26 protein-coding genes and 1 pseudogene are annotated in these 26,987 nt (G+C 61.0%); 16 read left to right on the top strand and 11 right to left on the bottom strand.

Translation table 11 applies throughout. The annotated features are described in order from the left end of the window. Window position 1 precedes the first annotated feature (1 nt). From LB553_RS20825 to LB553_RS20810, 4 genes are all read right to left on the bottom strand, one after another. Window positions 2–1,021 (bottom strand): ABC transporter ATP-binding protein, encoded by a 1,020-nt coding sequence (locus tag LB553_RS20825; RefSeq protein ID WP_224516191.1) that lies wholly within the window; start codon window positions 1,019–1,021, stop codon window positions 2–4. Between the two features lie 68 nt (window positions 1,022–1,089). Then, entirely contained in the window at window positions 1,090–2,295 is a 1,206-nt protein-coding gene (locus LB553_RS20820) for a M24 family metallopeptidase (RefSeq protein ID WP_224516190.1), read from the bottom strand. Between the two features lie 10 nt (window positions 2,296–2,305). After that, entirely contained in the window at window positions 2,306–3,067 is a 762-nt protein-coding gene (locus LB553_RS20815) for a PfkB family carbohydrate kinase (RefSeq protein WP_224516263.1), read from the bottom strand. Window positions 3,068–3,134: 67 nt separating this feature from the next. Beyond that, window positions 3,135–4,160 carry an SIS domain-containing protein gene (locus tag LB553_RS20810; RefSeq protein ID WP_224516189.1) on the bottom strand — a complete coding sequence of 342 codons (1,026 nt, stop codon included), beginning with the start codon at window positions 4,158–4,160 and terminating at the stop codon, window positions 3,135–3,137. A 145-nt stretch (window positions 4,161–4,305) separates the two neighbouring features. Between LB553_RS20810 and LB553_RS20805 the strand changes: the two genes are divergently transcribed. Beyond that, the gene (locus tag LB553_RS20805; RefSeq protein ID WP_224516188.1) at window positions 4,306–5,403 is read left to right on the top strand and encodes a LacI family DNA-binding transcriptional regulator; all 1,098 of its coding nucleotides are present in this window, start codon (window positions 4,306–4,308) and stop codon (window positions 5,401–5,403) included. Between the two features lie 1,505 nt (window positions 5,404–6,908). Here LB553_RS20805 and LB553_RS20800 read toward each other — a convergent pair. After that, entirely contained in the window at window positions 6,909–7,181 is a 273-nt protein-coding gene (locus LB553_RS20800) for a hypothetical protein (RefSeq protein ID WP_224516187.1), read from the bottom strand. Between the two features lie 147 nt (window positions 7,182–7,328). Between LB553_RS20800 and LB553_RS20795 the strand changes: the two genes are divergently transcribed. The 3 genes from LB553_RS20795 to LB553_RS20785 all read left to right on the top strand — a co-directional run bounded on the left by LB553_RS20795 (window position 7,329) and on the right by LB553_RS20785 (window position 8,073). Further along, window positions 7,329–7,526 carry a hypothetical protein gene (locus LB553_RS20795; RefSeq protein WP_224516186.1) on the top strand — a complete coding sequence of 66 codons (198 nt, stop codon included), beginning with the start codon at window positions 7,329–7,331 and terminating at the stop codon, window positions 7,524–7,526. Between the two features lie 12 nt (window positions 7,527–7,538). After that, on the top strand, window positions 7,539–7,832 hold the full coding sequence (locus LB553_RS20790; RefSeq protein WP_224516185.1) for a hypothetical protein: 294 nt from the start codon (window positions 7,539–7,541) through the stop codon (window positions 7,830–7,832). Between the two features lie 91 nt (window positions 7,833–7,923). Beyond that, complete coding sequence (locus LB553_RS20785) at window positions 7,924–8,073, top strand: hypothetical protein (RefSeq protein WP_224516184.1); 150 nt, start codon at window positions 7,924–7,926, stop codon at window positions 8,071–8,073. Here the strand turns inward: LB553_RS20785 and LB553_RS20780 are convergent. From LB553_RS20780 to LB553_RS30720, 3 genes are all read right to left on the bottom strand, one after another. Beyond that, window positions 8,070–8,279 carry a hypothetical protein gene (locus LB553_RS20780; RefSeq protein WP_224516183.1) on the bottom strand — a complete coding sequence of 70 codons (210 nt, stop codon included), beginning with the start codon at window positions 8,277–8,279 and terminating at the stop codon, window positions 8,070–8,072. The two genes, LB553_RS20785 and LB553_RS20780, sit on opposite strands and share 4 nt — an antisense overlap. Before the next feature lie 626 nt (window positions 8,280–8,905). Next, complete coding sequence (ligD, locus tag LB553_RS20775) at window positions 8,906–10,675, bottom strand: DNA ligase D (protein ID WP_412033366.1); 1,770 nt, start codon at window positions 10,673–10,675, stop codon at window positions 8,906–8,908. Between the two features lie 336 nt (window positions 10,676–11,011). Then, window positions 11,012–12,388 carry a recombinase family protein gene (locus LB553_RS30720; RefSeq protein WP_224516182.1) on the bottom strand — a complete coding sequence of 459 codons (1,377 nt, stop codon included), beginning with the start codon at window positions 12,386–12,388 and terminating at the stop codon, window positions 11,012–11,014. A gap of 406 nt (window positions 12,389–12,794) precedes the next feature. On the opposite strand from LB553_RS30720, the gene LB553_RS20765 reads away from it, so the two are divergent. The 5 genes from LB553_RS20765 (at window position 12,795) to LB553_RS20745 (ending at window position 15,971) form a co-directional block, all read left to right on the top strand. Further along, a complete protein-coding gene (locus LB553_RS20765; protein WP_224516181.1) occupies window positions 12,795–13,553 on the top strand; it encodes a metallophosphoesterase in 759 nt (252 codons plus the stop codon). 667 nt (window positions 13,554–14,220) lie between these two features. Then, on the top strand, window positions 14,221–14,472 hold the full coding sequence (locus tag LB553_RS20760) for a helix-turn-helix transcriptional regulator (RefSeq protein WP_224516180.1): 252 nt from the start codon (window positions 14,221–14,223) through the stop codon (window positions 14,470–14,472). A gap of 58 nt (window positions 14,473–14,530) precedes the next feature. After that, a complete protein-coding gene (locus tag LB553_RS20755) occupies window positions 14,531–14,752 on the top strand; it encodes a helix-turn-helix domain-containing protein (RefSeq protein ID WP_224516179.1) in 222 nt (73 codons plus the stop codon). A gap of 29 nt (window positions 14,753–14,781) precedes the next feature. After that, a complete protein-coding gene (locus LB553_RS20750) occupies window positions 14,782–15,639 on the top strand; it encodes a hypothetical protein (protein ID WP_224516178.1) in 858 nt (285 codons plus the stop codon). Between the two features lie 11 nt (window positions 15,640–15,650). Next, entirely contained in the window at window positions 15,651–15,971 is a 321-nt protein-coding gene (locus LB553_RS20745) for a tyrosine-type recombinase/integrase (RefSeq protein ID WP_224516177.1), read from the top strand. A gap of 835 nt (window positions 15,972–16,806) precedes the next feature. Here LB553_RS20745 and LB553_RS20740 read toward each other — a convergent pair. The 3 genes and pseudogenes from LB553_RS20740 to LB553_RS20730 form a co-directional block, all read right to left on the bottom strand. Next, complete coding sequence (locus LB553_RS20740) at window positions 16,807–17,274, bottom strand: metallophosphoesterase family protein (protein WP_224516176.1); 468 nt, start codon at window positions 17,272–17,274, stop codon at window positions 16,807–16,809. Then, window positions 17,271–17,801 (bottom strand): annotated as a pseudogene (locus LB553_RS20735) (MBL fold metallo-hydrolase); the annotation flags it as partial. The gene LB553_RS20740 and the pseudogene LB553_RS20735, both read right to left, overlap by 4 nt. Beyond that, window positions 17,792–17,944, bottom strand: a complete 153-nt coding sequence (locus LB553_RS20730) for a hypothetical protein (protein ID WP_224516268.1) — start codon at window positions 17,942–17,944, stop codon at window positions 17,792–17,794. The pseudogene LB553_RS20735 and the gene LB553_RS20730, both read right to left, overlap by 10 nt. 574 nt (window positions 17,945–18,518) lie before the next feature. Between LB553_RS20730 and LB553_RS20725 the strand changes: the two genes are divergently transcribed. Genes LB553_RS20725 through LB553_RS20695 form a run of 7 tightly spaced genes read left to right on the top strand, consistent with a single transcriptional unit; the run spans window position 18,519 to window position 26,705 of the window. Beyond that, the gene (locus LB553_RS20725) at window positions 18,519–18,608 is read left to right on the top strand and encodes a K(+)-transporting ATPase subunit F (RefSeq protein ID WP_036257910.1); all 90 of its coding nucleotides are present in this window, start codon (window positions 18,519–18,521) and stop codon (window positions 18,606–18,608) included. A 21-nt stretch (window positions 18,609–18,629) separates the two neighbouring features. Continuing rightward, window positions 18,630–20,333: a potassium-transporting ATPase subunit KdpA gene (gene kdpA, locus LB553_RS20720; protein ID WP_224516175.1), complete on the top strand. Its 1,704-nt coding sequence runs from the start codon at window positions 18,630–18,632 to the stop codon at window positions 20,331–20,333. A gap of 7 nt (window positions 20,334–20,340) precedes the next feature. After that, on the top strand, window positions 20,341–20,571 hold the full coding sequence (locus LB553_RS20715) for a hypothetical protein (protein WP_224516174.1): 231 nt from the start codon (window positions 20,341–20,343) through the stop codon (window positions 20,569–20,571). Next, on the top strand, window positions 20,568–22,661 hold the full coding sequence (gene kdpB / locus LB553_RS20710) for a potassium-transporting ATPase subunit KdpB (protein WP_224516173.1): 2,094 nt from the start codon (window positions 20,568–20,570) through the stop codon (window positions 22,659–22,661). The genes LB553_RS20715 and kdpB overlap by 4 nt, the downstream gene beginning before the upstream one ends. 12 nt (window positions 22,662–22,673) lie before the next feature. After that, complete coding sequence (kdpC, locus tag LB553_RS20705; RefSeq protein ID WP_224516172.1) at window positions 22,674–23,237, top strand: potassium-transporting ATPase subunit KdpC; 564 nt, start codon at window positions 22,674–22,676, stop codon at window positions 23,235–23,237. 55 nt (window positions 23,238–23,292) lie between these two features. Then, window positions 23,293–26,016, top strand: a complete 2,724-nt coding sequence (locus LB553_RS20700) for a sensor histidine kinase (RefSeq protein ID WP_224516171.1) — start codon at window positions 23,293–23,295, stop codon at window positions 26,014–26,016. Continuing rightward, on the top strand, window positions 26,013–26,705 hold the full coding sequence (locus tag LB553_RS20695) for a response regulator transcription factor (protein WP_224516170.1): 693 nt from the start codon (window positions 26,013–26,015) through the stop codon (window positions 26,703–26,705). Before LB553_RS20700 ends, LB553_RS20695 begins: the two co-directional genes overlap by 4 nt. Window positions 26,706–26,987 lie beyond the last annotated feature (282 nt).

Genomic DNA, 26,987 nt, shown 5'->3' with positions numbered 1-26,987 from the left:
CTCAGGGAGATCCTTCAGCCGGAAGAACGGCGACGGAAGCCGGCGCCCAGCGCGCAACGACGGGCTTGCCAGGACCGAGGTAACCGGCCACGTCGTCTCCACGCACGATGCTGGCGAGCAGGGACTGCCCGTCGGAAAGTTCGAGCGTCACGCGCCAGCCGGCGCCGAGATAGGTGATGTCACGGATAGTCGCGGGAACGCCGAAGGCATTGTTCGATGCGGCTTCCGGTAAGGGGTGCACAGAGACGTTCTCCGGTCTCACCACAATATCGAAAGGCGTCACCTCCGGAGACGGCAATGCCTGACGCGCGCCAACAATCTCATATCCACGGCCGCCATCTGTCGCGGTGACACGCAGGATCGAACACTCCCCAAGGAAACGTGCGACGAAGTGACTAGACGGCGCGGCGTAGATGGTCTCAGGATCGGCGACCTGGAGAAGCCGTCCCCCGGCCATGATGCCGATCCGGTTCGCCATGGCCATGGCTTCCGACTGGTCGTGCGTGACGTAAATGACGGTGATGCCGAGTTCGCCCTGAATGCGCTTCAATTCTTGCTGCATCTGGTCGCGCAGCCTTCGGTCGAGAGCCCCGAGGGGTTCGTCCATGAGCAGGAGGTCGGGGCCGAAGACAAGGGCGCGGGCAAGCGCCACGCGTTGCTGCTGCCCGCCAGACAACTGCGAAGGATACGAAGCCCAGCGATCGGTAAGATTGACGAGACCAAGCGCTGCTTTCACTCTCGCCTCGCGCTCGCTACGCCCGACGCCGCGCATCTTCAGCGGATAGGCCACGTTGTCGGCAGCGTTCATATGAGGGAACAGCGCATAGTTCTGGAAGACCACCCCAATCCGTCGCCGATGCGGAGGCACGTCCGAGACAGAAGTGCCCGCCATCAGCACCCGGCCTTCGGTCGGCGTGTCGAACCCCGCCAAGAGCATCAGCAGCGTCGTCTTGCCCGAACCGCTGGAGCCGAGCAGCGCGAAGAACTCGCCCGGCGAGATGTCGAGGCTGACGTCGTTCACCGCGGTAACGAGCCCGTAGCGTCGGGTGACACCCTGAAAGGAAACGGCAGGGAGCGAGTTGTCTCTCATCAGATATCCCTGCCGAGAGCCAGCGGGGTGAGCGGCTCGTATCCGTTTTCGGTAACGAGGATCGTGTCGCCAAAGCGTGCGCCGCCGACACCCTCGACGTAGACGCCCGGCTCGATGCCGAGGAGCATGCCCGGCTCTAGTACGGTCGGGTCCTTGGCCTTTATCTCGGGCCACTCGGGGTCGGAAAGACCGATCCCGCGACCGGTGCGGTGCTGCATGGCACGGTCCCAGCCGTGGCGCCCGATGACCGCGACGGCCGCTTGGTGGACCTCGCCCGTAGTTACGCCAGCGCGCACTTTTGCCAAAGCCGCTTCCTGGGCCTCACGCGCAACGTCCACGATCCTGCGAACCTCCGCCGCCAACCCCGCCGAGCCCACCTGAACCGGTCGGTCGAAACAGATGCCATGCCCGAAGAAGGGCCGGCCGCAATAGCAGAGCTGCAGGACTTCCCCCTCTCGCATAGGGCGGCCAGCGGCGACAGCATGGGCACGTCCGGAACGGACGCTGCCGCTACCCATGACATGGATACCCTGGAGAAGCGGAGAATGATCCTCATCGCCGTTCCACCATTCTGCGGCGCGCCGCATCGCGGCCGTGCGGGAAGCGAGCGCAACTTCCCATTCCGCAACGCCAGGGGCTACAGCTTCGCAGCTCGCCTTGAACTGATGTGCAGCGATGTCTGCACAGCGCCGAACTACATCGATCGTTGCGGCGTCCTTCCGGCGACGCACCTCGCGAAGCATTGCCGTGACGTCCCTGATTCGTTCGCCGCCAAGGGCGTCCCTGACGAGGTCGAGATTGCGTGCCGAGGTGGCATCGAAGTCGACCCCGATCGTGCGCGCTTCAGGTGCTACCTTTTCAATCTGGCGGGCGAGCGCGGCTTGGAATGACATGGGAGGCATCGCCGGCTCTTCCCATTCGATCCATTCGACAGCCACCGGCACACTAGTTTGCGACCTGATCTCTGGTGCTTCAATGCGGGGCGAGACAAAGGCCGCCGCGCCGTCTTGTGGCAGGACGAACCAGACCGGCCTGACCGTTGCGATGCCGTCCAGCCCAGCAAAGAAACGATGATTGTCGAAGCTTGACAAGGCGAGAACATCGATCCCGTCCTGCTTCATCGCAGTTCGGGCGCGTGCGACGCGATTGCCGTAGTCGGCCTCGGAAGGAAAAGTGAGCTTAGAATTCGTAAGGTTATGGTTCATTTTTTTGCTCTCACGACGGTATTTCACGGGTGATGGGACGCGCGTGGCCGAAGGCACCGCGCGTCCCGCATATCAATGCGGAGTATTGCGCCGCTTCACTGGCCGCTTCGGTAAGCGGTACGCCGCTCAGCACGCGGCAGGCGAGGCGGCTTACAAACGCATCGCCCGCGCCGAGCGTATCCACGGGATCAACAGGAACCGCTGGCGCGAACAGGATCTCGCCTTTGTGGCATACGGTCGCGCCGCGCGCCCCTTGGGTGACCGTGACCAACTCAACACCTGCCGACTGAGCAACATCGAGAACACGTGCCACTTCGTCGTCGCCTGCATTGCCACGCGAGAAGGCCGCCGCCCTCAGATAAGGCAGCACCCCTACGGCATATTCCAAATTTCGCTCCGAAAAATCGAAGGAAATCGCGACGCGTTCGCGGATCTCGGGAAGCTGACTGTCCAATCGGCTGGTCTCACCGGTGTGAACCAGGTCAAAGCCAGCAAGATAGTCGAGATCGGCGCTATCGAGCCGGAACATGGAGACGCCTTTCTCGCACAGACCCCATTTGCGGTTGTTGCCGTCGTCGTCCATATGAACGGTGGCGAAGGCATTAGGGCCGTCCTCGACACGAAGCCGTCTGAGCTCAATGCCTTCTGCCTGGAGGCTCGATCGGATCAGATCGCCATCGGCATCGGTGCCGATGACGCCGACATAGGCGGCGTGCGCGCCCCCCCGCCGGGCGTGAACGGCGAAGTTCACCGCATTCCCTCCAGGGAACATCAGCTTTTGATTGAAATATCGATCCACAACATTGTCACCGACGCCGCAAACACGCATGCGAAATGCCTCAGTAGGTCGTCTTGAACATATAGCGGCGGTCTGTGAGCGAATGGCCGGTGACCGCCTGGTAGTGTTCGGCCAAACGCTTGGACAGGGTCGAGAGAAGGAGCGGGGAAATGTCACCACGCATTGACGCGGATACGCCGGGAAGGCTGTAGTCCATAGCGTCGATGACGCGGCAGCGCTTGGTATTCTTGCGGAGGAACGCCTCAACTCGATCTATTACTGGGCGGGTTTCGTCTTCGCCCTTGAAGAGAAGAACCGCCGTTTCGGGCTGAACAACCTCGAAAGCTCCGTGCAGGAATTCGTTCGCGTTGAACCAGGACGCGTGTTTCCACTGCATCTCCATGAGATAACACATCGCGAAACCGTACCCGGCGCCCTGGTTGGGACCGGCGGAAAGGACGTAGGTCAAGGGTTCCGCTGCGAAGTCCGTGGCGATCTCATGGAGGCGCGTCTCCGCCTCTTGCACAGCTACTTCAAAAGCCGCCGGCACCGCCGCGAAGGCCTCTTCCACGGCGACGAAATTGAGCTGTGCGCCAGTTTCCTTTAGAAGCGCCGCCACCATCAGGCCGATGAGCACTTGCTTCGGCGCCAGAATGGTTCGGTCGCTGTGGTAAGTGAAAACTTCATCACATTCGGCTGCGAGTTTCGTCGTCTCGTCCTTGGTGAAGCCGATAACGCGGGCGCCGGTGGAGCGCGACCGGCGAGCGGCTTCGATTGTTTCTCTTGTAGTACCGTTGTGCGACGCCACGAGCACTACGGATCCAGGCCCGAGCAGGGCCGGCCGCCGACGATTGAACTCTTCGCTATTGAGACAAAAAGTCGGAAATCCCGCACTTCGGTCGCACTGATACGATGCGGCGGAGAAGTCGTTTAGGGAGCCGCCGCAGCCGATCAGGAAGAGGTTGCGCATCCCATCGGCTGCAGCCTTGGCGACTTGCCCGATCCGTTCGCGCTGCGCAACGGCGGCTTCGGTGATGCGACGGAAATCAACATCGGGAGATACCAGATTTGAGTAAGAACTCTTCATGCTTCTCTTCACGCTCCAAAGTGTGATACCGCTCTCATGTGATACCGATCTCACATTCTTACATCGGTTGTCAAGAGGTATCGCAACGGTCTATTCGTCGATCATGCAGACTCGGGGATTCCGGAACGGAAATGCGAGCAAAACCATGAGTGACAATGGACGCGCGAGCGTTAAGCCGACGATCGCCGACGTCGCGCGCACGGCGGGTGTCTCCAGGGCTACCGCGGCGCGAGTGCTTGGCGGTTATGGCTACGCCGGCGCGGACACCCGCCAGCGCGTGTTCGATGCGGCAAAGCGCCTCGCCTACCAGCCCAACGAGTTGGCGCGCAGCATGGCAACAGGCCGCAGCAACATGATTGGCGTGGTTGTTGCTGACATCGAGAATCTTTATTTCGCACGAGCCATCCGAGCGATCACAGATACAGCCAGCGCAAATGGCTTCGGCGTTGTTCTGGCCAACACTGACGAGGATATTGAGCTAGAACGTGACGCCGTGCGCGTGCTGCTCGCCAACCGCGTCGACGGCCTTATCATTGCTCCAACGTCCAGCATCGAGGTGGATCACCTCATCAGCGCGCGAGAGATGGGCTGCCCCTTCGTCCTCCTCGACAGGCGCGTGCCAGAACTCAATGCTGACACCTTTGCAATTGACAACTTTCGCGCAGCCCATCAGGCGGTGGCATCTCTCATCAAGCAAGAACACCGAAGCATCGCGCTTGTGTCCAACGCACCCTCCCACGGTGAGCAACATTATCTAATTTCGTCAATTCGCGAGCGAATCGACGGTTACCGAGCCGCGCTCCACGATGCCGGGATAAAGATTATCCCCAACCTCATTGTCCTCGGAGGATGGGACACCGAGAACCTTGCTCGCCAACTAGGCAAGCTCTGCCAATCGGCGAATCCTCCGACCGCTTTTCTCGCGACAGACAGTTCCGTCGCTCTCATCCTTCTCAATGTTCTTCGGGAGAAAAATCTGTCGATACCCGACCAGGTTTCGCTCATCTGTTTTGACGATGCCGATTGGACAACAGCGGTCACTCCACCCCTTACGGTCGTTTCGCAGCCCATTAAGGAACTGGCCACCACTGCCACGGAAGATCTGATCGCTCGCCTGCAGGGCTTGCCTCCAGGTCCTGCAAAGGAAACCTTACTGCAAGCAACGCTTATCGACCGAGGCTCAGTCAGCGGCGTCCTTGTAAAATCGCGTATGGAGCGACAGCCGCAAAGAGTTAGGGACTGAAATTCGGCAGATCAATTGTTGCTGCGCAGCTTTCAGTATGAAGGAAATCGGCTTCCACAAATGCGCGGAGCGGATGGGACCAAGCCAGGACTTGCGGGTCCTGCGCGGGCGGTACTAGCGTTCTTCGGCAGGCAAAGCGGGTCGGCTGCGAGCACGGGACAATTCGTATCATCGGCTCCTGTGCTCTATTGCTGCCGGCCTCTGCCGTGCCGCTACCTGAACGATACGTAGCCGGGATGTCACCGCCGGTATGATCATCGCCATAGGGGGTGGCTGTCGCCTCGTTGACGCGAATGGACCTGCCAATGGCCTGCGCCCAGAACGGCCTACTCGTGGCACGTGGCGAAGTCGCAGACGCAGTATGGAAGGCGTGGCGCGCTTCCGCGGTATCGCCCGTTCTCTCAACAGAGGCGACCGACCTTCGGAGCAATTTGAGCCCTGAGCGCGCATCAGTCGTGAATGTCGGCGGCGCTGCTCGCTAGGCGTGCCGCTGCGGCTCAGTCCACAACCGCTACCGTCAAGCCGATCCGAACGTCGCTCGCTGACGTTCCGCTCAGGCGCCAAACACTTCCGTTCAAGCCGAAGCCGCCGATCCGTCCCTGCAGCAACATGTAACGCGGCGATCATTCGTCGCGCCCTTCCGGCCACCTACGCCACCACTCGCGTTCGAGTACGCTCGCCACGAGATCGCCGGCCGGCGTGCGCGGCGCGTCATGAGCGGCCTGGTGCTCAGCCAGAAAGCGTACGTCGGGCATCCGCTCGACCGCTTCGGAGAGGCAGCCGAGGACCTGGTCAATCCACGCCGCTGCGGCTGCGAACGCTTTTGCGCGCGCGGCGTTAGCGCCAACAGAAAGACATGGGGCCTGAGGCCCCATAGCCGGCAGGCCGGGTTGAGTCTCTCCAGCGCCGCGCAGATCGCGGATAAGCACCGCTTCGGTGGTGTCCTTACGCCCGAGCGTGCTGCCGGCCCGAAGGTCTCGTCGTTCCAGGCATCGACACTCTCCCGGCCGAGCTTATCCTTCAGGTGCGTGGCGAAGGTCGCCTGCACCAACCGGTCCTCGCTATTGATGGGAGGGAGCGCCATGTTCAGTGGGCCTCGGAGGTCATAACGCAATCTCGCCGTTCATTAGACGCGGAAGAAGCAGATCACGGGCCTGGACGAGTTTCTGGTTCTGTTCAACGAGAACGTCAACTTGCTCATGGCTGGCACGACGCTTCCTGCAAAAAGAGACTGAAGCGACGGTGCCGGAACGGGAACGACCGCGCTTCCCAACACCTTCGCGCTTGCGTTGGGCTGGGCCGCGCCTCCAAGGTTTCCTCTCACAAAGGCCTTATATGAATCCGATTGCATGTAGGTTGCCGCCAGTTCTGGGAGGTAGTCCTTATGGCGACCATGTCGGCGTCGTCCTCTGGTGCTTCTTCGTTCGCCGCGAGCCACTTCTCGAGTTTTTCACCCATTTTCGAGCGATGGGAAGAAATGCTAGCTGGCCGCCTCTGAAAAAAAATCACTCATCCCGCCAGATCACGCGCTTTTCCCATCGAATCTGCACCAGGCGTCGAAAGCGGATGGTGTGGGCCTGCTCGCCGGTCGCGTGGAAGAGCTGCGCGCTCATCCACTCTCGGCTGCCGCACTTCTGACAGCGCGCCTTGTCGCTCACCTCATCTATCGTGACGTTGCCAATCACCTCCCTCAACTCGAGCGGCTTGTAGTAGCGCGTGATGTTGCGGCGCGCGCAGCGGATGCCCGCCACCTGCCCGGCGTCATGGGCATGCGTCATGGTCCAGGCCGCGCCTCGCGGCCACTTTTCGGGTTGCTCCGGCATATGGTGAAATGAGGAACTTAATCCTACCCGGTCAAGGGATCCCTTGACATTTTTGTTCTCTTTTCGTTCACTGTCTCTCGTTTACGACGAAAGGAGCCCGAGATGCTGCATAAACCGCTGCACAAGCCGCCTCACATGCCAACTGGTGTCTCGATCGGAATGATGGACGACGGTATAACCAAGGTCGGGGTTTTAACGCTGCAGACGCTCGGCGAGGAAGTCGAAATTGCGATCAACCTTGAAGCCGTCGCCGTCATGACCAAGGCGCTTAAAGCCTTGGCTCAGGAGCTACGCAAATAGAGGACATTGGCGATGTCCCGCCATCTATTCGTTCATGAACTGGAAAGCACCGCCGACCACATCGCAGACGCCTCTCGGGCCGATTTGCAGGTGCTGTTGCGGCGGGCCGCGCTCGTGCTCAGAAACGTCGGCGGGATTAGCCTTGATCCGCGCACCGATGAGGCCTTGACCGGCCTGGCAGCCGAGATGGGAACGGCCAAGCCGGATCTGGTGGAAACGATCGTCGGCGAATGGCTCGTGGCCAACGCCTATCTGCCGGTGCCGCGACAGTTGGACGAAGAAAGCACGGTGGACGGGAACGGATGATCAGCGGACCGAGACGCGAAGGCGACTACCCCGACCGAGAGGTCGACTGCCAGGAAGCAATGGAGCCGGGTTTCAGGCGATCGTGGATTGCATGCTTGAAGCAGGATGGGCGCGCGGCGAGGTGGTGCGCGCCCTGCGGCGCCTGATCGCCGCCGACAACATGACGCAGAAGGAAAACGCCAAGGTAGAAGCAGACCTTGCCATCGCCCGAGCGATGCTGCGGGCGGGAAAGGCGCTCTAGTTGTCGCCTTTCGCGAGCGCGCCTTCGTCGACCTCTGTCTCCAGCCGATCACTCACCGGCTTCGCCTCGGTGCCAATAGGCACGCCGTCGAAGCCCTGCAGCCATGCTTCCGAACGGTCGGCCGAATATTCCGGCGCAGCACGTTTGACGAGCGGAACGATTCTCCCCTTGTGCGCTTTCTGAGTGCATGGCCCCGCTGCCACCAATCCAATCGCCCCTGCTTCCTGATGGCAGCCCCGACCGCCCAATCAACTGCGAAGTTGCCCTTGAGCCTGCGTTTGAAGCTTTGGTGAAGGCCTCCCTTGATAGAGGCTGGTCGGCGCAGGAAGTCTCCGAAACGCTGCTTAAACTCGCGACGGAACATGCGGAAACGGTTATGGGACCCGAAAGAGTGGCTGCGCGACTGTACCGTTGGCGCATCAGCAGCTTGCTGGATATGTACGTTAGCCAATTCTTCGGCAGACTTAGGTGAATGCCTGACCCGTCTACTGCTAGACCCCCGCCACATTTTGGAGCATTCTCCGTAGCGGGGGAGAGGCTTGGACAAATCAAGGTACGACAATCGATCCGACCAGTGGCGCAAGCGCGCCGGCGCGAAGCGGTCACGCGACTTGCGTTGGGCGAGTGTGCCGCGGCGGCTGATCTTTCTGACCGCAGCCGCGGCAAGCGCCTTCGTCGCCGAGATGGTGATGAAGCACAGCGAAAGCATGCAGGACCTCGCCGCAGCGTATTTGTCCGCGCCCAAGCAGCAGCCACTCATCGGCGTCGCATCGATCATCGACGGCGACACGATCGAAGTCCACGGGCAGCGGATCCGGTTCAATGGCACCCACTATGCCACCTTTCGAACAGCAGCCCTGAATGGATGGTCGATTGTGAAGGCGTCCGGCTGGATTCCGCGCTCGATCTGTGTCCATGTGACAGGATGGGCAATAGGAAAGCCGGGCCGCGCTCGTGGCGAGAACGTACCGACTGCAGTATTGCCGCGCCCGTTGCGAAGATAATCGAGGAAGATGCGACCCCCTCGGGCGGCCGGATCGGCTGACAAGAGGTAACGGTCCGGCTTGGCATCGATGAGGCACTGGGCGAGCGATCTGGCCAATTGCCGCGCCTTGTCGTGGGTCGCACCCGAAGCCAGCGGAGCCGCCAGGTGAATGCCTTTGCCTCCGGTGAGCTTCGGCCAGCTCCGCAACCCAGCCGCTTCCATGATGTCACGTAGCGACAGCGCCGCCTCGATCACCGCATCCCATGGCACGTCTTCGCCCGGATCGAGGTCGAGCACGAGCTGATCCGGATGCTCGATGTCGTCAACAGTGGCGTTCCAAGGGTGTAACTCGACAGCATCCATTTCGACCAAGCCGAGGAAGCCGTCGAGATCATCCACCCAAACCCGGACGCCTTCGCCGCCTTCGCGCTTTTGCACCCGCAGCTGGTGCACCGACGCAGGTATCGGCGGCAGCGGTCCCTTATGGTAGAAGGTAGCCCCGGACGCATGGCGAACCAGCTTCAGTGGTCTTCGGCCCAAATAAACCAGCGCTCGGTCGGCCACCCGCCGCCAGTAGCCCGCAAGCTCTTGCTTGGAAGGTGCAACCGCATCGGGTAGCAGCTGGAGAATGTTCTCGCGAGGAACGCCATGTTGGCCCTCCAACCTGCGCTTGGAGGGCGATGGCGGCTTCGCCGGGATCACCTGGAGATCCTCGCGCAATCCCTTGAACACGGCCTCGCGCAAGATGCCTCGGTCGGTCACGCCACTGAATTGCACCTCCGCCAGCACCTCCGGCCGGACCCACGTTGCCTTGGGCTTTTTGATGGGTTCCGAGAGAGGTGATTTGCTGATGATTAGCGGATCAAGCCGCTCGCGAATCCGCCGGGCTGCTTCCAGCGTATAGCCGCTTTGCGCCTTTCCCGCATAGAGCAGCCGCTCGCCCTCCCATCTGCCAATATAGAGCGAAGCAATGCGGCGTGGTTGCGCGCCGAGCTTTTCGACGAAAGCGACAATCGGGAAGGTGTCGCTCTTGACGCACTTCACCTTGAGCCAGCTCGTTTGCACACCGGAACGGTAGGGAGAGTCAGCGCGCTTTGAGACCACCCCCTCCAACCCCATGCGGCAGGCATGGTCGAACACGTCCTTGCCGCTAATTTCCAGATGTTCGGCATAGGTCAGTGTTGGAGCCGTTTCCTGCAGGAGCCTTTGCAGAGCAGCTTTGCGCTCAATCAGCGGCTGCTGTCGAAGGTCGCGGCCGTTGAGGTGCAAAAGATCGAACGCAAAGAACATGAGCTTCGGCGAGTTCGGGTTTGCCAGTTCCCGCTCGAGAGCTTGGAAATCCGGTAATCCAGTCTTACCGAGAACCACAGCTTCTCCGTCAATGATCGCGGATCGGACTGGCAGGTTCGCCGCCGTCTGGACGATCCGTTTATATCGATGCGACCAGTCATAGCCGCGACGAGTGAAGGCACGTGCCGCGCCGCCTTCAACGATAAGCTCGGTTCGGTAGCCATCGTATTTGATTTCGTGCAGCCAGTCCGTGTCGGCAGGAGCGTTCTCGACCAGCATCGGTGACTGGAACTCGATGAAGGTCAGTTGACCCTTCGGCTTAAGCATGCACTCAAACTCCTGAACCGGGATTCAAACCGGGCCGGAGCAATCGGTTCCGAAGAGTTTAGCAAAATTGAATATGATCGCGGCCGCCGCGCGGTCGGCTGTTAGCTCCGAAGCTCGTCGAAATCGCGTCGGAGGGCTGAGCGCTATGTGCCTGTTGCCTGATCGTGTATCTCAAACCACAGGCTCAAGGACGCTGGGGCGAACGAGGCCGCTCGGCAGCAGCCGTTCGACTGTTTCGGGGCAGGACGTCGAGCCTATCGTTGATGCCTCGGTGTTCTTGTCAGAAAAGATGACGACCTCCGCTACACCTCCGGGATCAGACACAAGCCAAATTGGCTAAACTGATCGTTTAGGGAGGGAACGCCGAGCCGCAGCTCGCTTTTGAGCCTCTGAGATACTCTGGCGCATCGTCGTCGGAAACCCGGCAAGGCCGTACGCTTCCACAATAGAGCCGAAGCGTCTCTTGAAAACCTTATCGCCCGGAAGGTTGGGGTCGTTATTGATCAGAGCGGTTGTGACGTAGCCGAAGGTCGCGTGCAGTCGCCGAACGCCACGAAGCAACTCGTCATTCGAGTAATATTTGGCTGGTTGGCCCGTCGGCGGGCACCTGAAACCGACCGCCTCATATGCCTTCAGTAAACTGCCAAAGTGCACCCAATATGCATGCGAGGATGGCGTGTAGGGGCACTCATTGATGATATCTTCCGAAAGCCTCTTTCTTTCTCGGAATAGGCGCCTCAGACTTTTGATCATTTCCGCCCTTTTGAGAGTATAGACTCGCCTCAATCTGAATTCCCGCTGCACTCGGGCGAACGTTTTTGGACTGACGATAGGCTCCATAACTCGCATTCGTAACCAGAGACTGGGCGGATTGTGAATTGGCGGCTTCTTCATTTTATGGTTGGTCCGGTTATAGACGTAGTCTCCAATCAATAGCTCGTTGCGGAGGACGCCTCTTACCCTTTCCCAGCTCCATAGAGCGCCATCCCGTGACGGCACCTTTTCGTCGTTCAACGTCCGGGCAATGTTCGCAACGCTTCGTTTTTGCGCCAGAAACATGCGAAAAATTCGTCGCACAATTTTGAGCTCATCCGGGGGCCCGGGCGTAAAAACCACGCGGTCTGAGTCCAGCCCCTTGCGGTCGCCCGGTTCGAGCAAACGTCGCGGCGTTCCATCTTGGCTAACCGAAAGCCGGCTTATGCCATACGGCGTAGGGCCGCCCTGCTTGAACCCGAGGCGAGCTTGCTGGAGGTGCGCTCTGCATATTTTGCTCGAAAGTTCGCGGCTGTACTCGGCTGCCATCACCCTCTTGAGATTCTTTACGATGCTGGCGACCATGCTGCCGTCATTCTCGAAGGGTTCCCCGCAATAATGGATATGCACCCCGGCATCGCGGCAGATAAATTCGTAGTGCGCGGCCTGGTCCGTGTCCTGGAACCTTCCCCACCTGCTGACATCCAATACGAGGATCGCGGAATAATTCCGCTGGCCCGTCACGACATCGGCAAGCAGCTTCTGCAACCCCGCTCTTCCTTTGAGGCTTAGGCCGCTCTTGCCGGCATCGGCATAGGTCTGGACAATTGCGAAGCCCCGCGCCTCGGCATATTCCCCGATTGCCCCGACCTGGTTATCGAGCGAATAGCGCTGATGTTCGGTTGACATGCGTATGTACTGCGCCGCCGGAATGCGTAGAGCAGTCGAGAGGTCAGTCACCGCAAAGCCTCCTTAGAAGCATGCGACAGAGTATGCGGTAGGATAATAACACGAGTGACTTACCGATTGTAACAAACAATCAAAGAACACAGGGGCGGCCAGATTTCTGTGCACTATAGTGCACATAGTTCAGCACGGATCAGTGCCGCCTTTGCTGCGTTTTACACGGAAGGCTTCCGCCGGTCTATCTCAAGCTGGTCGCGGGATCCCCTCGGCAAGCGACAATTGCAATGTCGCAGCAAGCGGTGCACGGATGCCGACCATCCCACCACCCGACCGGCGAGCAGGCCACATGATCCGATGGGCCGTATCGATCGGGGCAGGATGGTTTGGGGGACCCGTCGTCGCCGAAGGGCGGGTGCTTTCGCGTGAATGGGTTCTGCAGTAGCCAATCGGAGTTGAAAACATGAAAATCTGGCTCTTCTCGGATTTGCACCTTGAAGTCGCTGACCTGCGGGAGCCGCTAGTCATTCCTGACGCCGACGTATGCATTGTCGCTGGAGACCTCTGCCGCGCGCCAGCCGATGGGGTGCGCTGGCTTGCAAAGCACGTTGCCCACGCAATGACTTGCATTTACGTCGCTGGAAACCACGAATTTTATAAGGGCGCCATCAAGGAAGGACTAGAAGCCGGACATTCGGCGGCGGCGGGTTTCCCAAACATTCATTTCCTCGAGAAGGAAATGGTCATTGTCGACGGAGTTCGCTTCATCGGAGCGACGCTCTGGACAGATTACCGAATCGAAGGCCGACCTCAGGTCGCCATGTTCCACGCGCGCCAGAGGATGAACGACTACCGCAAGATTGCCGCGCGGCGGAATCCGTGGGAGCGCTTTGTCCCCGCTACTGCATACCGCTTGCACCAGCAGTCCCGGCTTTTCATCGATTCCTCCCTTAGGGCCGATCCGACTAAGACGGTCGTAGTCACGCACCATCTTCCGCACGCAAGTTCGATTCCACCACGCCTCAAAGGTGACTTGCTTAATGCTGCCTACGCGTCGGACCTCTGCAGCGTGATCGAAGTCGGCAAACCCGCGCTCTGGGTGCACGGCCACACTCATGACAGTTGCGACTACACGGTCGGCGATACTCGCATCGTTTGCAATCCTCGTGGTTATGACGGTGAAAACGCCAATTTCGATCCGTGCCTGACAGTGCAGGTATAAGACAATCAGGGACATGGCGCCCCCGAGTGCCGGCACGCTGCTCTCAACTCTCAGAAAAAATTCTCCTGAAGTCTTACCCACGGCAAGGAGATCTAGGACATCATTGGTCCTCGCCGAGCCATCTTGGGTCAGTTCAGCTCGAATGTGGCCGCAAGCGGCACGTCGGCGTTCTGGGAACCCAGATTGGAAAGCTGACCTGACGTCGCCGCCTAGACTAGCAACACGGAGCTTCAGGCTCTGCCGATCGATGCAATTGGTTTGTTAGCTCGGTTTCCGCTGCCCTTTCGATCAAGAACATCCTTGCGAAAACAGTTCTGCATTTCTTTGAAGGATCTGAAGCCAAGGCGCGGAGCGAGGCGAGATAAGGTCGTCGTGGATACGTTGCACCGGCGTGCGATCGAGACGGAATTCTCGAAGGCGATCCAGTCCCTCTTTGAACGCTCTACTGCGGCGATTCAACCAGTTCATACGTCCTTATCAGTTCGCGCCGATGCATCCAGCAAGGCCTCTTCCGAACGCGCCTCTTCTTATCTAAGTGAGCACGGTCCCCGCGGCTGAACTCGTATGAAGATGACCTTTGTGCTGCGTCACCAACACGCGCCCGGTCTTAGGTGCGAGACTTCCCGATTTGGCGCTGCCGCTGCTCCCACCATCCTGGCCGGCGTCGATGAAAAGTGACGCAATTTCATATCCGCCACGAGGCCTTTCTCGCGAGGAAGCGGCCCGTTATGTTGGTGTCGGATCTACTCTTTTTGACGAGATGGTCGCTGATGGGCGTATGCCAAAACCTAAGCGCATCAACAGCCGTGCCGTCTGGGATCGTGTAGCTCTCGACATCGCCTTCACTTCTTTGCCGGACAAAGACAACGGCCTCCAAGAGTTGTTGGAGCGAAGCAGGCGAGATGGGCAAACAAAATGAGTGATACGCTACTTGCGTATACGCTGAAAGCGTAGTACACCATTGGGAAAGGCGAGACGTGAGCGAGAATGAGAAGCTTGCCCAAGACGTGAAAGCCTGGCGGGCCAAGGAAGGATTCACTGCCGAAGCCGCGGCCAGAGCGTTGGGAATACCGAAGCGCACGTTTGAGGGCATCGAGCAAGGCAGAGGCTTCCCCTATCCGCTCCTCCTGCGCATTGCGATGGAAAGCAATGCTCTTTCACTCAAGGCAATGCAGGAGAAACTGTCGCGCAAGGATTAGCTGTCGCTCAAGTGCCGGAGGAGAGCTTAATGGCCAGACCCTTCAAGGATGCCCGCTACCCCGGTGTCTCTTCGCGCATCAAGAACGGCAAAACCGTTTATCGCTATCGGGCAAAGGGCATGCCCGAAATTCGACTTCCCGGTAATCCCGGTGATGCGGAGTTCGAAGCCGAATACCAGAAGGCGACGCAGGGTCATGGTAAGAAGGCGGCGATCATCGCCCTCCCTGGCCGAGCTCTGCCGAAGACCTTCGGCCACGCCGCGCGTCGACTTGAGACCACGATGGAATGGCTGGATTTTGATGAAGCGACTCAGCAGAAAAACGCGCGCCTGATCGAACGCTTTCTCAACCTGAAGGTTGATCCCAAATTCCCGCTGACCTGGCGTGATACTCCAGTTGAACACCTCGACGCGGATCGGCTTCGCACCATCATCGAAGGCATCTTCGGGACCAACCGCACTGTCGCCAAGCACATGCTGGTCGCCATTAAAAAACTGCTATGGGTCGCGATCGAGATTGAGAAATGGATCAAGCCGCAAGACGATCCATCGCTCTCCATCCGGGTGCGCGTGCCAAAATCGTCCAAGAACCCTGCCTGGCCGATCGCGGTCCGCGAGAGGTTCGAGGCACGACATCCGATCGGCACGGCAGCGCGCACATGTTACGCGCTGGGCTTTTGGCTTGGAAACCGGCGCGGCGATATTGCTGCGTTGGAGTGGGAGGACCTTGTCACCGAGGAGATTGAACTTTTCGACGGCTCGCTGGAACTGATCGAAGCCTTTGATTTCCGGCAGAAGAAGAACCGCAATCGTCACGGAGGGAGGGAGATGTTCATTCCCGTCGTCGACAACTCGCTGAAGCGTTGGAGCCGCTCGACCGCTCGATAGGCGGCACCGTCTTGAAGAATGGTTACAAACGATCGTTCTCGGAAAAGAGCCTGAGCGGCATGATGCAGCATTGGACGCGCCTAGCAGGGATCCCTGACGGCTACACGCTCCATGGCCTGCGCCGCACCTTCGGCACATACCTCGCTGAATGCAACGTTCAGGCGCGCGCCATCATGGAGGCTATGGGGCATTCTTCGATGACCGTGACAGACGACTATGTGCGCGAGGCAAACAAGAAGCGGATCGCGGTCGATATTGCTCGCGCAATCAATCAGCGCGAGGCCAAACGAGACGCCATGAAGCAGCGAACTGTCCTGCGAGTCGTCAAGTGATCAGATCGAGTTGGAACAAAGGGTGGCCGCCTTTGCATCATCGGGCCCACAATGGGCCCAAAACGTTTTGGGCCGAGGCCACATTTCATCAATGAAATCAAAGTTTATGGTGGGCCCGGAGGGTGTGAGACCTTCGAAGAAAATCAATGGCTTAGCGGATGGTTAGCCAACCCATATCCTTCGTATCGTCTCGTATGGTCTGGCGAACCGAACACAAAGAACACAGATTGAGCTCGGCCTACCTCCACTGCAAAAGCGACGTTGCAAGTACGTTGGTTGCGGGGGCAGGATTTGTACTTGCTGACCTCGCTTGCGAATTCGCTTCAACAGAGGAATTCGGTTGCAGTGCTGTATTGGCGGTAGCGCTCTACCGACTAGAACCCCAGAATGAGAACCTCCGATCAAGTTTGCACCGCTAGGGATCGAAACATCCAGCGTCCACATCTGAAGGCGCAGCCGACCGGAGGCGCAATGCGGAAAGTATAAAAACTTCCAGAACCCCAGTGTCTGATAGTGGAACGGTCCAGTGACCTTTTAGGGCCGGTTGCTGACTGGCAGCTTACCGCGACGGTGGGCTGAAACCCGCCAGACTGCAATCGGCCCCGTTCCAGCCATTGCTATTGATCACCGGAACTGACGGAATGGGCAGGCAAAAACACACAACGCCCTTTCAATGTTCGCCTTTTGTGCTTCGAAAGTCGCATAAAGGGCATTGTCGAACTCTCCATTCCGCGCATTTCGAGAAGGCAAATTGAGGTGATTGGTCGCGCGGATGTGTTCATTCAGCCGCTGCGGGCCGTCCCGCTTGGCATGCGATCGCCTTGAGCCCCGCACCTTAGCCGCTACTTAGATCGTGAATGGTCGGCTGTAGACCGTCAGGCGTGATATCAACCGTCGCAAAGGTGATCGGCAACTTGAAACGACGGTGACCGGCGCTGCCCGGATTAAGGTAGAGCACACCGTCAACGGTTTCGAGTCTCGGCACATGGGAGTGGCCCGACACGACCATGTCGATACCGAGTGCCGCTGGTGAGACCTGCAGTGTTTTCAGATCATGGAGGACGTAGAATGTTCGGCCTGCCAGCCGCACCAAGGCCGTATCGGCGTAGGTCGAAGCCCACCCGGCAGTATCCACGTTGCCTCTGATCGCGGTAACCGGTGCGATCTGCTGAAGCGCGGCAATAACGTCAGGACTGCCAATGTCTCCGCCATGGATGATGTGGTTTACCCCGGCCAGGCGTCGTTCCGCCTCAGGCCTCAGCAGGCCGTGCGTGTCAGAGATGATGCCAGTCCTGAATGTCATTGTCGGCCATATATGGGTGAGCACATCGAGATCAGCCGCATACGGCTGTTCGGAAATGCCCGCCCGGCTTCCGGGAGGATTTCTTCGTCGGCATAGCGGCCGGAGATATGCGTAAGAATGAGTTGCTTCACGTTGTTCGTCGCTACCAGAGATGCTGCCTGCGCAGCCGTGAGATGACCATAGTCGCGCGCCATGGCCGCATCTCGTCCGGGAAGGTGGCCTCGATCACCAGAAGGTCGGCTCCGCGGACATGTTCCGCGAGCGCATCGGTCGACTCCGTATCGCCGATGATGACCAGCTTCTTGCCTGCTTCCGGCGGACCCAACACGTCTTCCGAAGCAACTGTTTGGCCATCCGCGAGGGTGATAGACCGGCCTTCTACCAGTTCTTTTCCTGATTGGACCGTCTGGCACGCCCAGAGACATGAGGTGCTCGGCGCGAAGGTGGCGGCGCGGTAGTGTCTCGAGCACGAAGCCATAGCTATCTGTGTCGCGGTGACGAACTTGAAAGCAGTCGATCATGAATTCGTCGGTGCGAAGCTCATCCTGCGCAGCAGCTTGGCAAAGAGACGCTGCGTTGCCCCAGGGGGGGGGGCGAGGCCACGGTAGAGCTTGGCTTCCTCGGCGAAGGCTTCGTAACCGAAATTGCGAAACTGGGCCAGGTCGGCCACTTTCACACCTAGCGCCTGCGACAGGCGCTTCGGCGAAATATGGCGATGACTCAGGACCGTGACGACTGGTCGTACGGCAGCCGGTGATCGGGATCGTGAACCACGACATATTCGCCGTCGGTCATTCCTATCGTTGCTATCCACGAGCTCGGGCAATTCAAACGGCATTGCGCTCACTGCAGGGCTCGCGTCTGCGCTGTTACTCAACCCATCGCCATACGGCGTAACAGAACGGCCGAAGTCTCTAATCGCCACTGCATCAAACTTCAGTGGCAGGTCAGGCCGATCGAGACCTTTATAAGATTCCTATATCTTTCCCACCCGCTCCGTCTCGAACCTTTATGGCGATCGGGTCCATATTTCTATTCGAATAAGCGCTGTGAACCGCCGTCGCCGCCAAGGTGATGGGCGTCCGCGTTCAGTTTTCAGCCGACCTGCGCGGGCCGTGGCCACAAGTGGAAAACAAGGAACGACTGCAATGGACCTTATAGTTCTCGGGATCGGGATTTTATTCTTCGCCCTGTCCTTGGCCTACGTCAAATCCTGCGGCAGAATCTGAGCAAGGAGCCGTACCATGCTTTTCGACTACATCCTCGGCGGCGCGGTTACCTTGTTTCTGCTTGCCTACCTCACTTATGCCCTCATCCGCCCTGAGCGCTTCTGACCGGTACGCGGAGAGCCCATCATGACCATGAATGGCTGGATACAGATCCTCGTCTATTGCGGGATCTTGGCTTTGCTCGTGAAGCCGCTCGGCTTTTATATGTACCGCGTCTTCAGCGGCGACCGCACTTTACTATCGCCGCTGCTCGTCCCGATCGAGCGCGGGCTCTATCGCCTCGCCGGAACGAGCGAGAAGGAGGAGCAACATTGGGCCGTCTATGCGACCGGCATGCTGCTCTTCAACCTTGCCGGCTTCCTCGTTCTTTATGCGCTGCAGCGGCTGCAGGGCATACTGCCCTACAATCCGGCCGGGATGACCGCGGTCGATCCTGAGCTTGCCTTCAACACCGCCGCCAGTTTCATCACCAATACCAATTGGCAGAACTACGGCGGCGAAAGCACGATGTCCTATCTCGTGCAGATGGCCGGCCTCACCGTCCAGAATTTCGTCTCGGCCGCAACCGGCATTGCCATCGCCATTGCCTTGATCCGCGGCTTTGCCCGCGCTTCCGGCAAGTCGATCGGCAATTTCTGGGTCGATCTCACCCGCTGCACGCTCTACGTGCTCGTGCCGGTCTGTATCGTGCTGACGCTTGTCTATGTCTGGCTAGGCGTACCGCAGACGCTCGGCGCTTACGTCGACGCCACTACGCTGGAAGGCGCCAAGCAGACGATCGCGCTCGGCCCGGTGGCCTCGCAGCTTGCCATCAAGATGCTCGGCACCAATGGCGGCGGCTTCTTCAATGCCAACTCAGCGCATCCGTTCGAGAACCCGGACGCGATCTCGAACCTGATCCAGATGCTGTCGATCTTCGCGCTCGGCGCCGGTCTCACCAACGTCTTCGGCCGCATGGTCGGCAGTGAGCGCCAGGGCTGGGCGCTCCTTGCCTCGATGGGCGTGCTGTTCCTCGTCGGCGTCGCCGTCTGCTACTGGGCGGAAGCCGCCGGCAACCCGTTGGTCCATGCGCTCGGCATCGACGGCGGCAACATGGAAGGTAAGGAAACGCGCTTCGGCATCGCCTTGTCGGCTCTGTTCGCCGTGATCACCACGGCCGCCTCCTGCGGCGCCGTCAACGCCATGCATGATAGCTTCACCGCGCTCGGCGGCATGATCCCGCTGATCAACATGCAGCTCGGCGAAGTCATCGTCGGCGGTGTCGGCGCCGGCTTCTACGGCATCCTGATGTTCGTCGTCGTCGCCGTCTTCGTCGCCGGCCTGATGGTCGGCCGCACGCCCGAATATCTCGGCAAGAAGATCGAGGCCAAGGAGGTCAAGATGGCCATGCTGGCTATCCTGTGCCTGCCGCTGGCGATGCTGATCCTCACGGCCATCTCCGTGGTCCTGCCGACCGCCGTGGCCTCGATAGCCAATGGCGGCCCGCACGGCTTCGCCGAGGTGCTCTACGCCTATACCTCGGCCGCAGCGAACAATGGCTCGGCCTTCGGCGGCCTCACCGGCAACACGCCCTGGTACAACATCACCATCGGCATCGGGATGCTGATGGGCCGCTTCCTGGTCATCATCCCGGCTTTAGCCATCGCTGGCTCGCTGGCCGCCAAGAAGACCGTGGCCGCCTCCGCCGGCACCTTCCCGACCGACGGCACGCTGTTCGTCGGCCTCCTGGTCGGCGTTATCGTGATCGTCGGCGGCCTCACCTTCTTCCCGTCGCTCGCTGTCGGTCCGATCATCGAGTATCTGGCGATGATTCATGGACAGACCTTCTGAGACGACCATGCCCCGCTTCAACGACATAGGTCGCAACGACCGTCACCCGACCGGTGACGGAGCGCCCGACAACGGAAAGAACAAGAAGCCTCGTCCTTTCCCGACGCTTTCAACCTTTCTCGCCATGGCGGCCGTGCTGTTCGCGCTGTGGCTGCTGGCCACTGGCCTTCCGCACCTGTTCGCGCAGCCCGAACACCCGGCGCCGTCCAACATAACCGATACCGGAACCCAAAAATGAGCCAGTCCAAATCCGCTGTTATCATGGATGCGCGCATCCTGGTGCCCGCCCTCGGCGGCGCCTTCCGCAAGCTTGATCCGCGCACGCTGGTCAAGAACCCGGTGATGTTCGTCGTCGCGGTCGTCTCAGCTCTCACCACCGTGCTCTTCATCCGCGACCTGATCGCCGGCGGCGGCGATCTCGGCTTCACCTTGCAGATCATCATCTGGCTCTGGTTCACCGTGCTGTTCGCCAATTTCGCCGAGGCCGTCGCCGAAGGCCGCGGCAAGGCGCAGGCCAACTCGCTGCGCAAGGCGCGCACCGAGAGCCAGGCCAAGCTGCTCGTCAACGGCGACCGTACCAAATTCAGGCTGGTGCCGGGCACCAGCCTGAAGGTCGGCGATGTCGTGCTGGTCGAAGCCGGCGACATCATCCCTTCCGACGGTGAGGTCATCGAAGGCGTGGCCTCGGTCAACGAGGCGGCGATCACCGGCGAATCCGCGCCCGTCATCCGCGAATCCGGCGGCGACCGTTCGGCCGTCACCGGCGGCACCCAGGTTCTGTCCGATTGGATCCGCGTGCGCATCTCGGCCGCATCCGGCCAGACCTTCCTCGACCGCATGATCTCGCTGGTCGAAGGAGCCGAGCGCCAGAAGACGCCGAACGAGATCGCGCTCAACATCCTGCTTGTCGGCATGACGCTGATCTTCGTGCTGGCGACCGCGACCATCCCGAGCTTCGCCTCCTATTCGGGCGGCTATATCCCGGTGACGATCCTCGTCGCGCTGTTCGTGACGCTGATCCCGACCACGATCGGCGCGCTGCTGTCGGCCATCGGCATCGCCGGCATGGATCGCCTGGTGCGCTTCAACGTTCTTGCCATGTCCGGCCGCGCCGTCGAGGCCGCCGGCGACGTCGACACGCTGCTCCTCGACAAGACCGGCACCATCACGCTCGGCAACCGCCAGGCCACCGAGTTCCGCCCGGTCAAGGGCGTCACCGAGCAGGAGCTGGCCGATGCGGCCCAAATTGCATCGCTGGCCGACGAGACGCCGGAGGGCCGCTCGATCGTCGTGCTGGCCAAGGAGAAATACGCCATCCGAGCCCGCGACATGGCGACCTTGCACGCGACCTTCGTGCCTTTCACCGCGCAGACCCGCATGAGCGGCGTCGACATCGACGGCTCGTCGGTGCGCAAGGGCGCCGTCGACGCGGTGCTGGCCCATGTCAACCAGGCGACCGTCGCCGCCCACGGCACGCGTCCGGCGACCGAAACGATCCGCGACCTGCAGGCGATCGCCGACGAGATCGCCAAGGCCGGCGGCACACCGCTGGCGGTCGAGCGCGACGGACGCCTGCTCGGCGTCGTCCACCTCAAGGACATCGTCAAGGGTGGCATCCGCGAGCGTTTCGCGGAGCTGCGCAAGATGGGCATCCGCACGGTGATGATCACGGGCGACAATCCGCTCACCGCCGCGGCAATTGCCGCCGAAGCCGGCGTCGACGACTTCCTCGCCCAGGCCACGCCGGAGAACAAGCTGTCGCTGATCCGCGAGGAGCAGGCCAAGGGCAAGCTGGTCGCCATGTGCGGCGACGGCACCAATGACGCGCCGGCGCTGGCCCAGGCCGATGTCGGCGTCGCCATGAACACCGGCACCGTCGCCGCGCGCGAGGCCGGCAACATGGTCGATCTCGACAGCGACCCGACCAAGCTGATCGAGATCGTCGAGATCGGCAAGGCGCTGTTGATGACGCGCGGTTCGCTGACGACCTTCTCGATCGCCAACGACGTGGCCAAGTACTTCGCCATCATCCCGGCGATGTTCGCGGTCTTCTACGTCGCGCCCGGCCAGTCCTCCGGTCCGTTGCAGGCGCTCAACATCATGCATCTCGCGACGCCGCAGAGCGCCATCCTGTCGGCCATCATCTTCAACGCGCTGATCATCATTGCGCTGATCCCGCTGTCGCTGAAAGGCGTGAAGTATCGTGCCATCGGCGCAGGCGCGCTGCTCACCCGTAACCTGCTCATCTATGGCCTCGGCGGTATCGTCGTGCCGTTCGTCGGCATCAAGGCGATCGACCTGATCGTCACGGCCTTCGGCCTCGCGTAAGGATTTGCCCCGATGCTCAAGCAACTCAGACCCGCTTTTGTCATGATCGTCTTCTTCACGGTGCTGACCGGCCTCATCTATCCGATCGGCATGACCGGTATCGCCCAGGCGCTGTTTCCGAACCAGGCCAATGGCAGCCTTATCGAAAAAGATGGCGAGGTCATCGGCTCCAGCCTGATCGGCCAGGCCTTCGCCAGCGACCGCTATTTCCACGGCCGGCCGTCGGCAGCCGGTGACGGCTACAACGCCGCCTCCTCCGGCGGCTCGAATCTCGGCCCGACCAATCCCAAGCTCATAGAGCGCATCAAGGGCGACGCCGAGAAGCTGAAGGCGGAAAACCCGAATGCGCCGGTGCCGATGAACCTCGTCACCACCTCGGGCAGCGGTCTCGATCCCGACATCAGCCCGGACGCCGCCTATGTCCAGGTGCCGCGCGTCGCCAGGGCTCGCGGCGTGGCCGAGGACAAGGTGAAGGCGCTCGTCGACAGCCATGTCGAGGAGCGCGAACTTGACGTCCTCGGCGAACCGGTGGTCAACGTGCTTGCGCTGAACCTGGCGCTGGACGCGCTGAAGTAATCCGCTGCGCGCCGGGGATCGACACCGTTCCCGGCGCAATTCATGATTGGACCTGATGCCGGACGACAGGACCGACCCCGAGAACCGACCCTCCCCCGGCGCGCTCCTCGAGCACGCCGAGCGCGAGGGCCGTGGCCGGCTGCGCATCTTCCTCGGCGCCGCACCCGGCGTCGGCAAGACCTACGAGATGCTGATGGCGGGCCGCGCCCGCCGCGCCGACGGCGTCGACGTCGTGATCGGCGTCGTCGAGACGCACGGCCGCAAGGAAACCCAGGCCCTGGTGGACGGCTACGAGGTGATCCCGCGCCGCCTGGTCGAGTATCGCGGCCAGACGCTAGACGAGATGGACATCGACGCCATCCTGAAGCGGCACCCCGCCCTCGTCCTGGTCGACGAGCTTGCCCACACCAACGCGCCCGGCAGCCGGCACCCCAAACGCTATCTCGATGTGGAGGAGATCCTGGCGCAAGGCATCGACGTCTACACCACGCTCAACATCCAGCATGTCGAAAGCCTGAATGACGTCGTCGCCCAGATCACGCGGGTCAGGGTGCGCGAGACGGTTCCCGATTCCATCATCGACGAGGCCGACGACATCGAGATCATCGATCTCACCCCCGACGACCTGATCAAGAGGCTGCAGGACGGCAAGGTCTATGTCCCCAACACCGCGCAGCGCGCGATCGAGAATTATTTTTCGCCGGGCAATCTGACGGCGCTGCGAGAGCTGGCGCTGCGCCGCACGGCTCAGCGCGTCGACGAGCAACTGCTCAACCACATGCAGTCGCATGCCATTCCGGGGCCTTGGGCGGCCGGCGAGCGGGTTCTCGTCTGCGTCGACTCGCAGCCTGGCGGAGCGGCCCGCATCCGCTACGCACGCAGGCTCGCCGACCGGCTGCGCGCGCCCTGGACGGCGCTGCATGTCGACACGCCACGCCTCGCCGGCCTGTCCGAGGAAGACAAGGACCGCCTGGCCAGGAACCTGCGTCTTGCCGAGCAGCTCGGCGCCGAGATCGCCACCATTCCCGGCCAGAATGTCGCCGAGGACATCGTGCGTCACGCGACGGCGAACAACTTTACCCACATCGTCGTCGGCAGGCCGACCCGCTCGCGCTGGCGCGAGCTGATCGAGGGCTCGCTTACCTATGATCTGATCCGCAACGCCGGCGACATCAGCGTCCATGTCATTTCGGGCGCCGAGCGCGATGGCGACGCGCCGTCGGCGCGGGTGAAGGCCGCGGCCGAGCAGAAGCCTTTCCAGGTCTGGCCCTATTTGTTCTCGACGGCCTATGTCGCCGGCGCGCTGGCCGTCGGCTCGATCCTCGACCGGTTCCTCGACGTCCGCAATCTCGCCAGTGTCCTGCTTTTGGCCGTGCTGACATCGGCCGTAACCTTCGGGCTCTGGCCGGCGTTCTATGCCTGTTTCCTCAGCGCGCTTGTCTTCAACTTCTTCTTCCTCGAGCCGCGCTACACGCTGACGATAAGGGATCCGGAGAGCATCGTAGCCTTCGCGGTCTTCCTCGTCGTTGCAGTGATCGCCAGCAATCTGACGGCGCGCGTGCAGCGCCAGGCCGTCGCCGCCCGCTCGCGGGCGCGCGCCACCGCGGACCTCTATTCCTTTTCCAGGAAGGTCGCCGGCGCCGGCACGCTGGACGACGTCTTATGGGCCACCGCCTTCCAGATCGCTTCGATGCTGAAGGTCCGCGTCGTGCTGCTTTTGCCGGAAAACGGCACCATCACCGTCAAGGCCGGCTATCCGCCGGACGACACTTTGGCCGAGGCCGATATCGCGGCCGCTCGCTGGGCCTGGGAGCATAACCGCGCCGCCGGCCGCGGCGCCGATACCTTGCCCGGCGCAAAACGCCTCTATCTTCCTTTGCGAACCGGGCGGACAGCGATCGGCGTCGTCGGGCTCGACAATGACAAGCAAGGGCCGCTGCTGACGCCTGAGCAGCAACGTTTGCTCGACGCCTTGGCCGATCAGGCTGCAGTCGCCATCGAACGCGTCCAGCTCGTCGCCGATGTCGATCGCGCCAGGCTGGCCGCGGAAGCGGACCGGCTGCGCTCGGCGCTGCTCACCTCGATCTCGCATGACCTCAAGACCCCGCTTGCAGCGATCATGGGCGCGGCCGGCACGCTTAAGGAATTCGCGCCGGCGCTGCCGGAAAAGGATCGCGCGGAGCTTCTGTCGACGGTCGTTAGCGAGTCCGAGCGGCTGAACCGCTTCATCGCCAATCTGCTCGACATGACCAGGATCGAGTCGGGCGCGATGGAACCGAATTATGGGCTCCACTATGTCGGCGATGTCGTCGGCTCGGCGTTGAACCGGGCGCAGAAGATCACCGCCGAGCACAAAATAGAGACTGACATTCCGGCCGACCTGCCGATGCTGAGGCTCGATCCGGTGCTGTTCGAGCAGGCATTGTTCAACCTGCTCGACAATGCCGCCAAATATGCCTCGCCCGACTCGGCCATCCGGCTGCAGGCCTGGGTCGACAACGGCGCCGTCATCCTGCAGGTGATGGATGAGGGGCCGGGCATCCCGCCCGACGACCTGGAGCGGATATTCGATACTTTCTACCGCGTGCGCAAGCGCGACCAGGTGCGCGCCGGCACAGGCCTCGGCCTGTCGATCAGCCGCGGCTTCATCGAAGCGATGGGCGGCACGGTCGCGGCGGCCAACCGCACCGACCGTCCGGGCGCGATCTTCACCATCCGCATGCCGATGCCGGCTGAGTTGCCGGCGCTCGGCACACCCGTTACGGATGATGCGGCATGACAAATCGGACCGTCTCCATCCTGGTCGTCGACGACGAGCCGCCGATCCGCAAATTGCTGCGCGTCGGCTTGGGCAGCCAGGGCTATGCGGTCTCCGAAGCGCCGAACGCCAAGGCGGCGCTCGAACTCGTCCAGGCAGAACGGCCCGACCTGATCCTGCTCGATCTCGGCCTGCCCGGCATGACCGGCACCGAATTGCTCGGCAAATGGCGGGCCGACGGGCTCGATGTTCCGGTCGTGATCCTCTCCAGCCGCACCGACGAGGCCGGTATCGTCGCAGCACTCGAGCTCGGCGCCGACGACTATGTGACCAAACCGTTCGGCATGAACGAGCTGGTCGCGCGCATCCGCGTGGCGCTGCGCCACAAATTCCAGCAACAAGGCGAGAAGCCGGTGTTCCATACCGGCGACCTTTCCGTCGACCTGGTCAAACGCATCGTCAAGGTCGAGCGCAACGAAGTAAAACTGTCGCCCAAGGAATACGAGATCCTGCGTATCCTGGTGCAGTACGCCGGCAAGGTGCTCACCCATCAGTTCCTGATGAAGCAGATCTGGAACGATTCCACCGACGTCCAATATCTCAGGGTCTATGTCCGTCAGCTCAGGCAGAAGATCGAGAAGACGCCGGAGCAGCCGCGCTATATCATCACCGAGACGGGCGTTGGTTATCGGCTGCGTGAGGTGGACTGACGAGCGATCGACGACCGCCGATCTCAAGGCGCTGTGCCGTGACTGTCACTCCGCCGACAGGTCTCTTCAAACGAATCTTTCGCACTGGTGCCTGTGCGTACAAGGTTGATGCTAGCTTGTCCGCTTGTGGAAGACGGATGGCCTATCAGAATGACTGACATGCGACGCAAAGCTGCCATTTTCGCGGTCGGGCATGATGCCCTACCTCTCATGTTCCCTGTCAAGATTGGAGGCAAGAAGGCTCGCCTGCTTGGCAGGTTTGCCATGCAGTCGGATCGGCTG

Origin of the sequence: Mesorhizobium sp. CA8, assembly GCF_020164955.1 — a bacterium.
GTDB lineage: Bacteria > Pseudomonadota > Alphaproteobacteria > Rhizobiales > Rhizobiaceae > Mesorhizobium.
The sequence above is the reverse complement of the archived record's forward strand: the minus strand, read 5'-3'. Positions and strand labels throughout refer to the sequence as shown.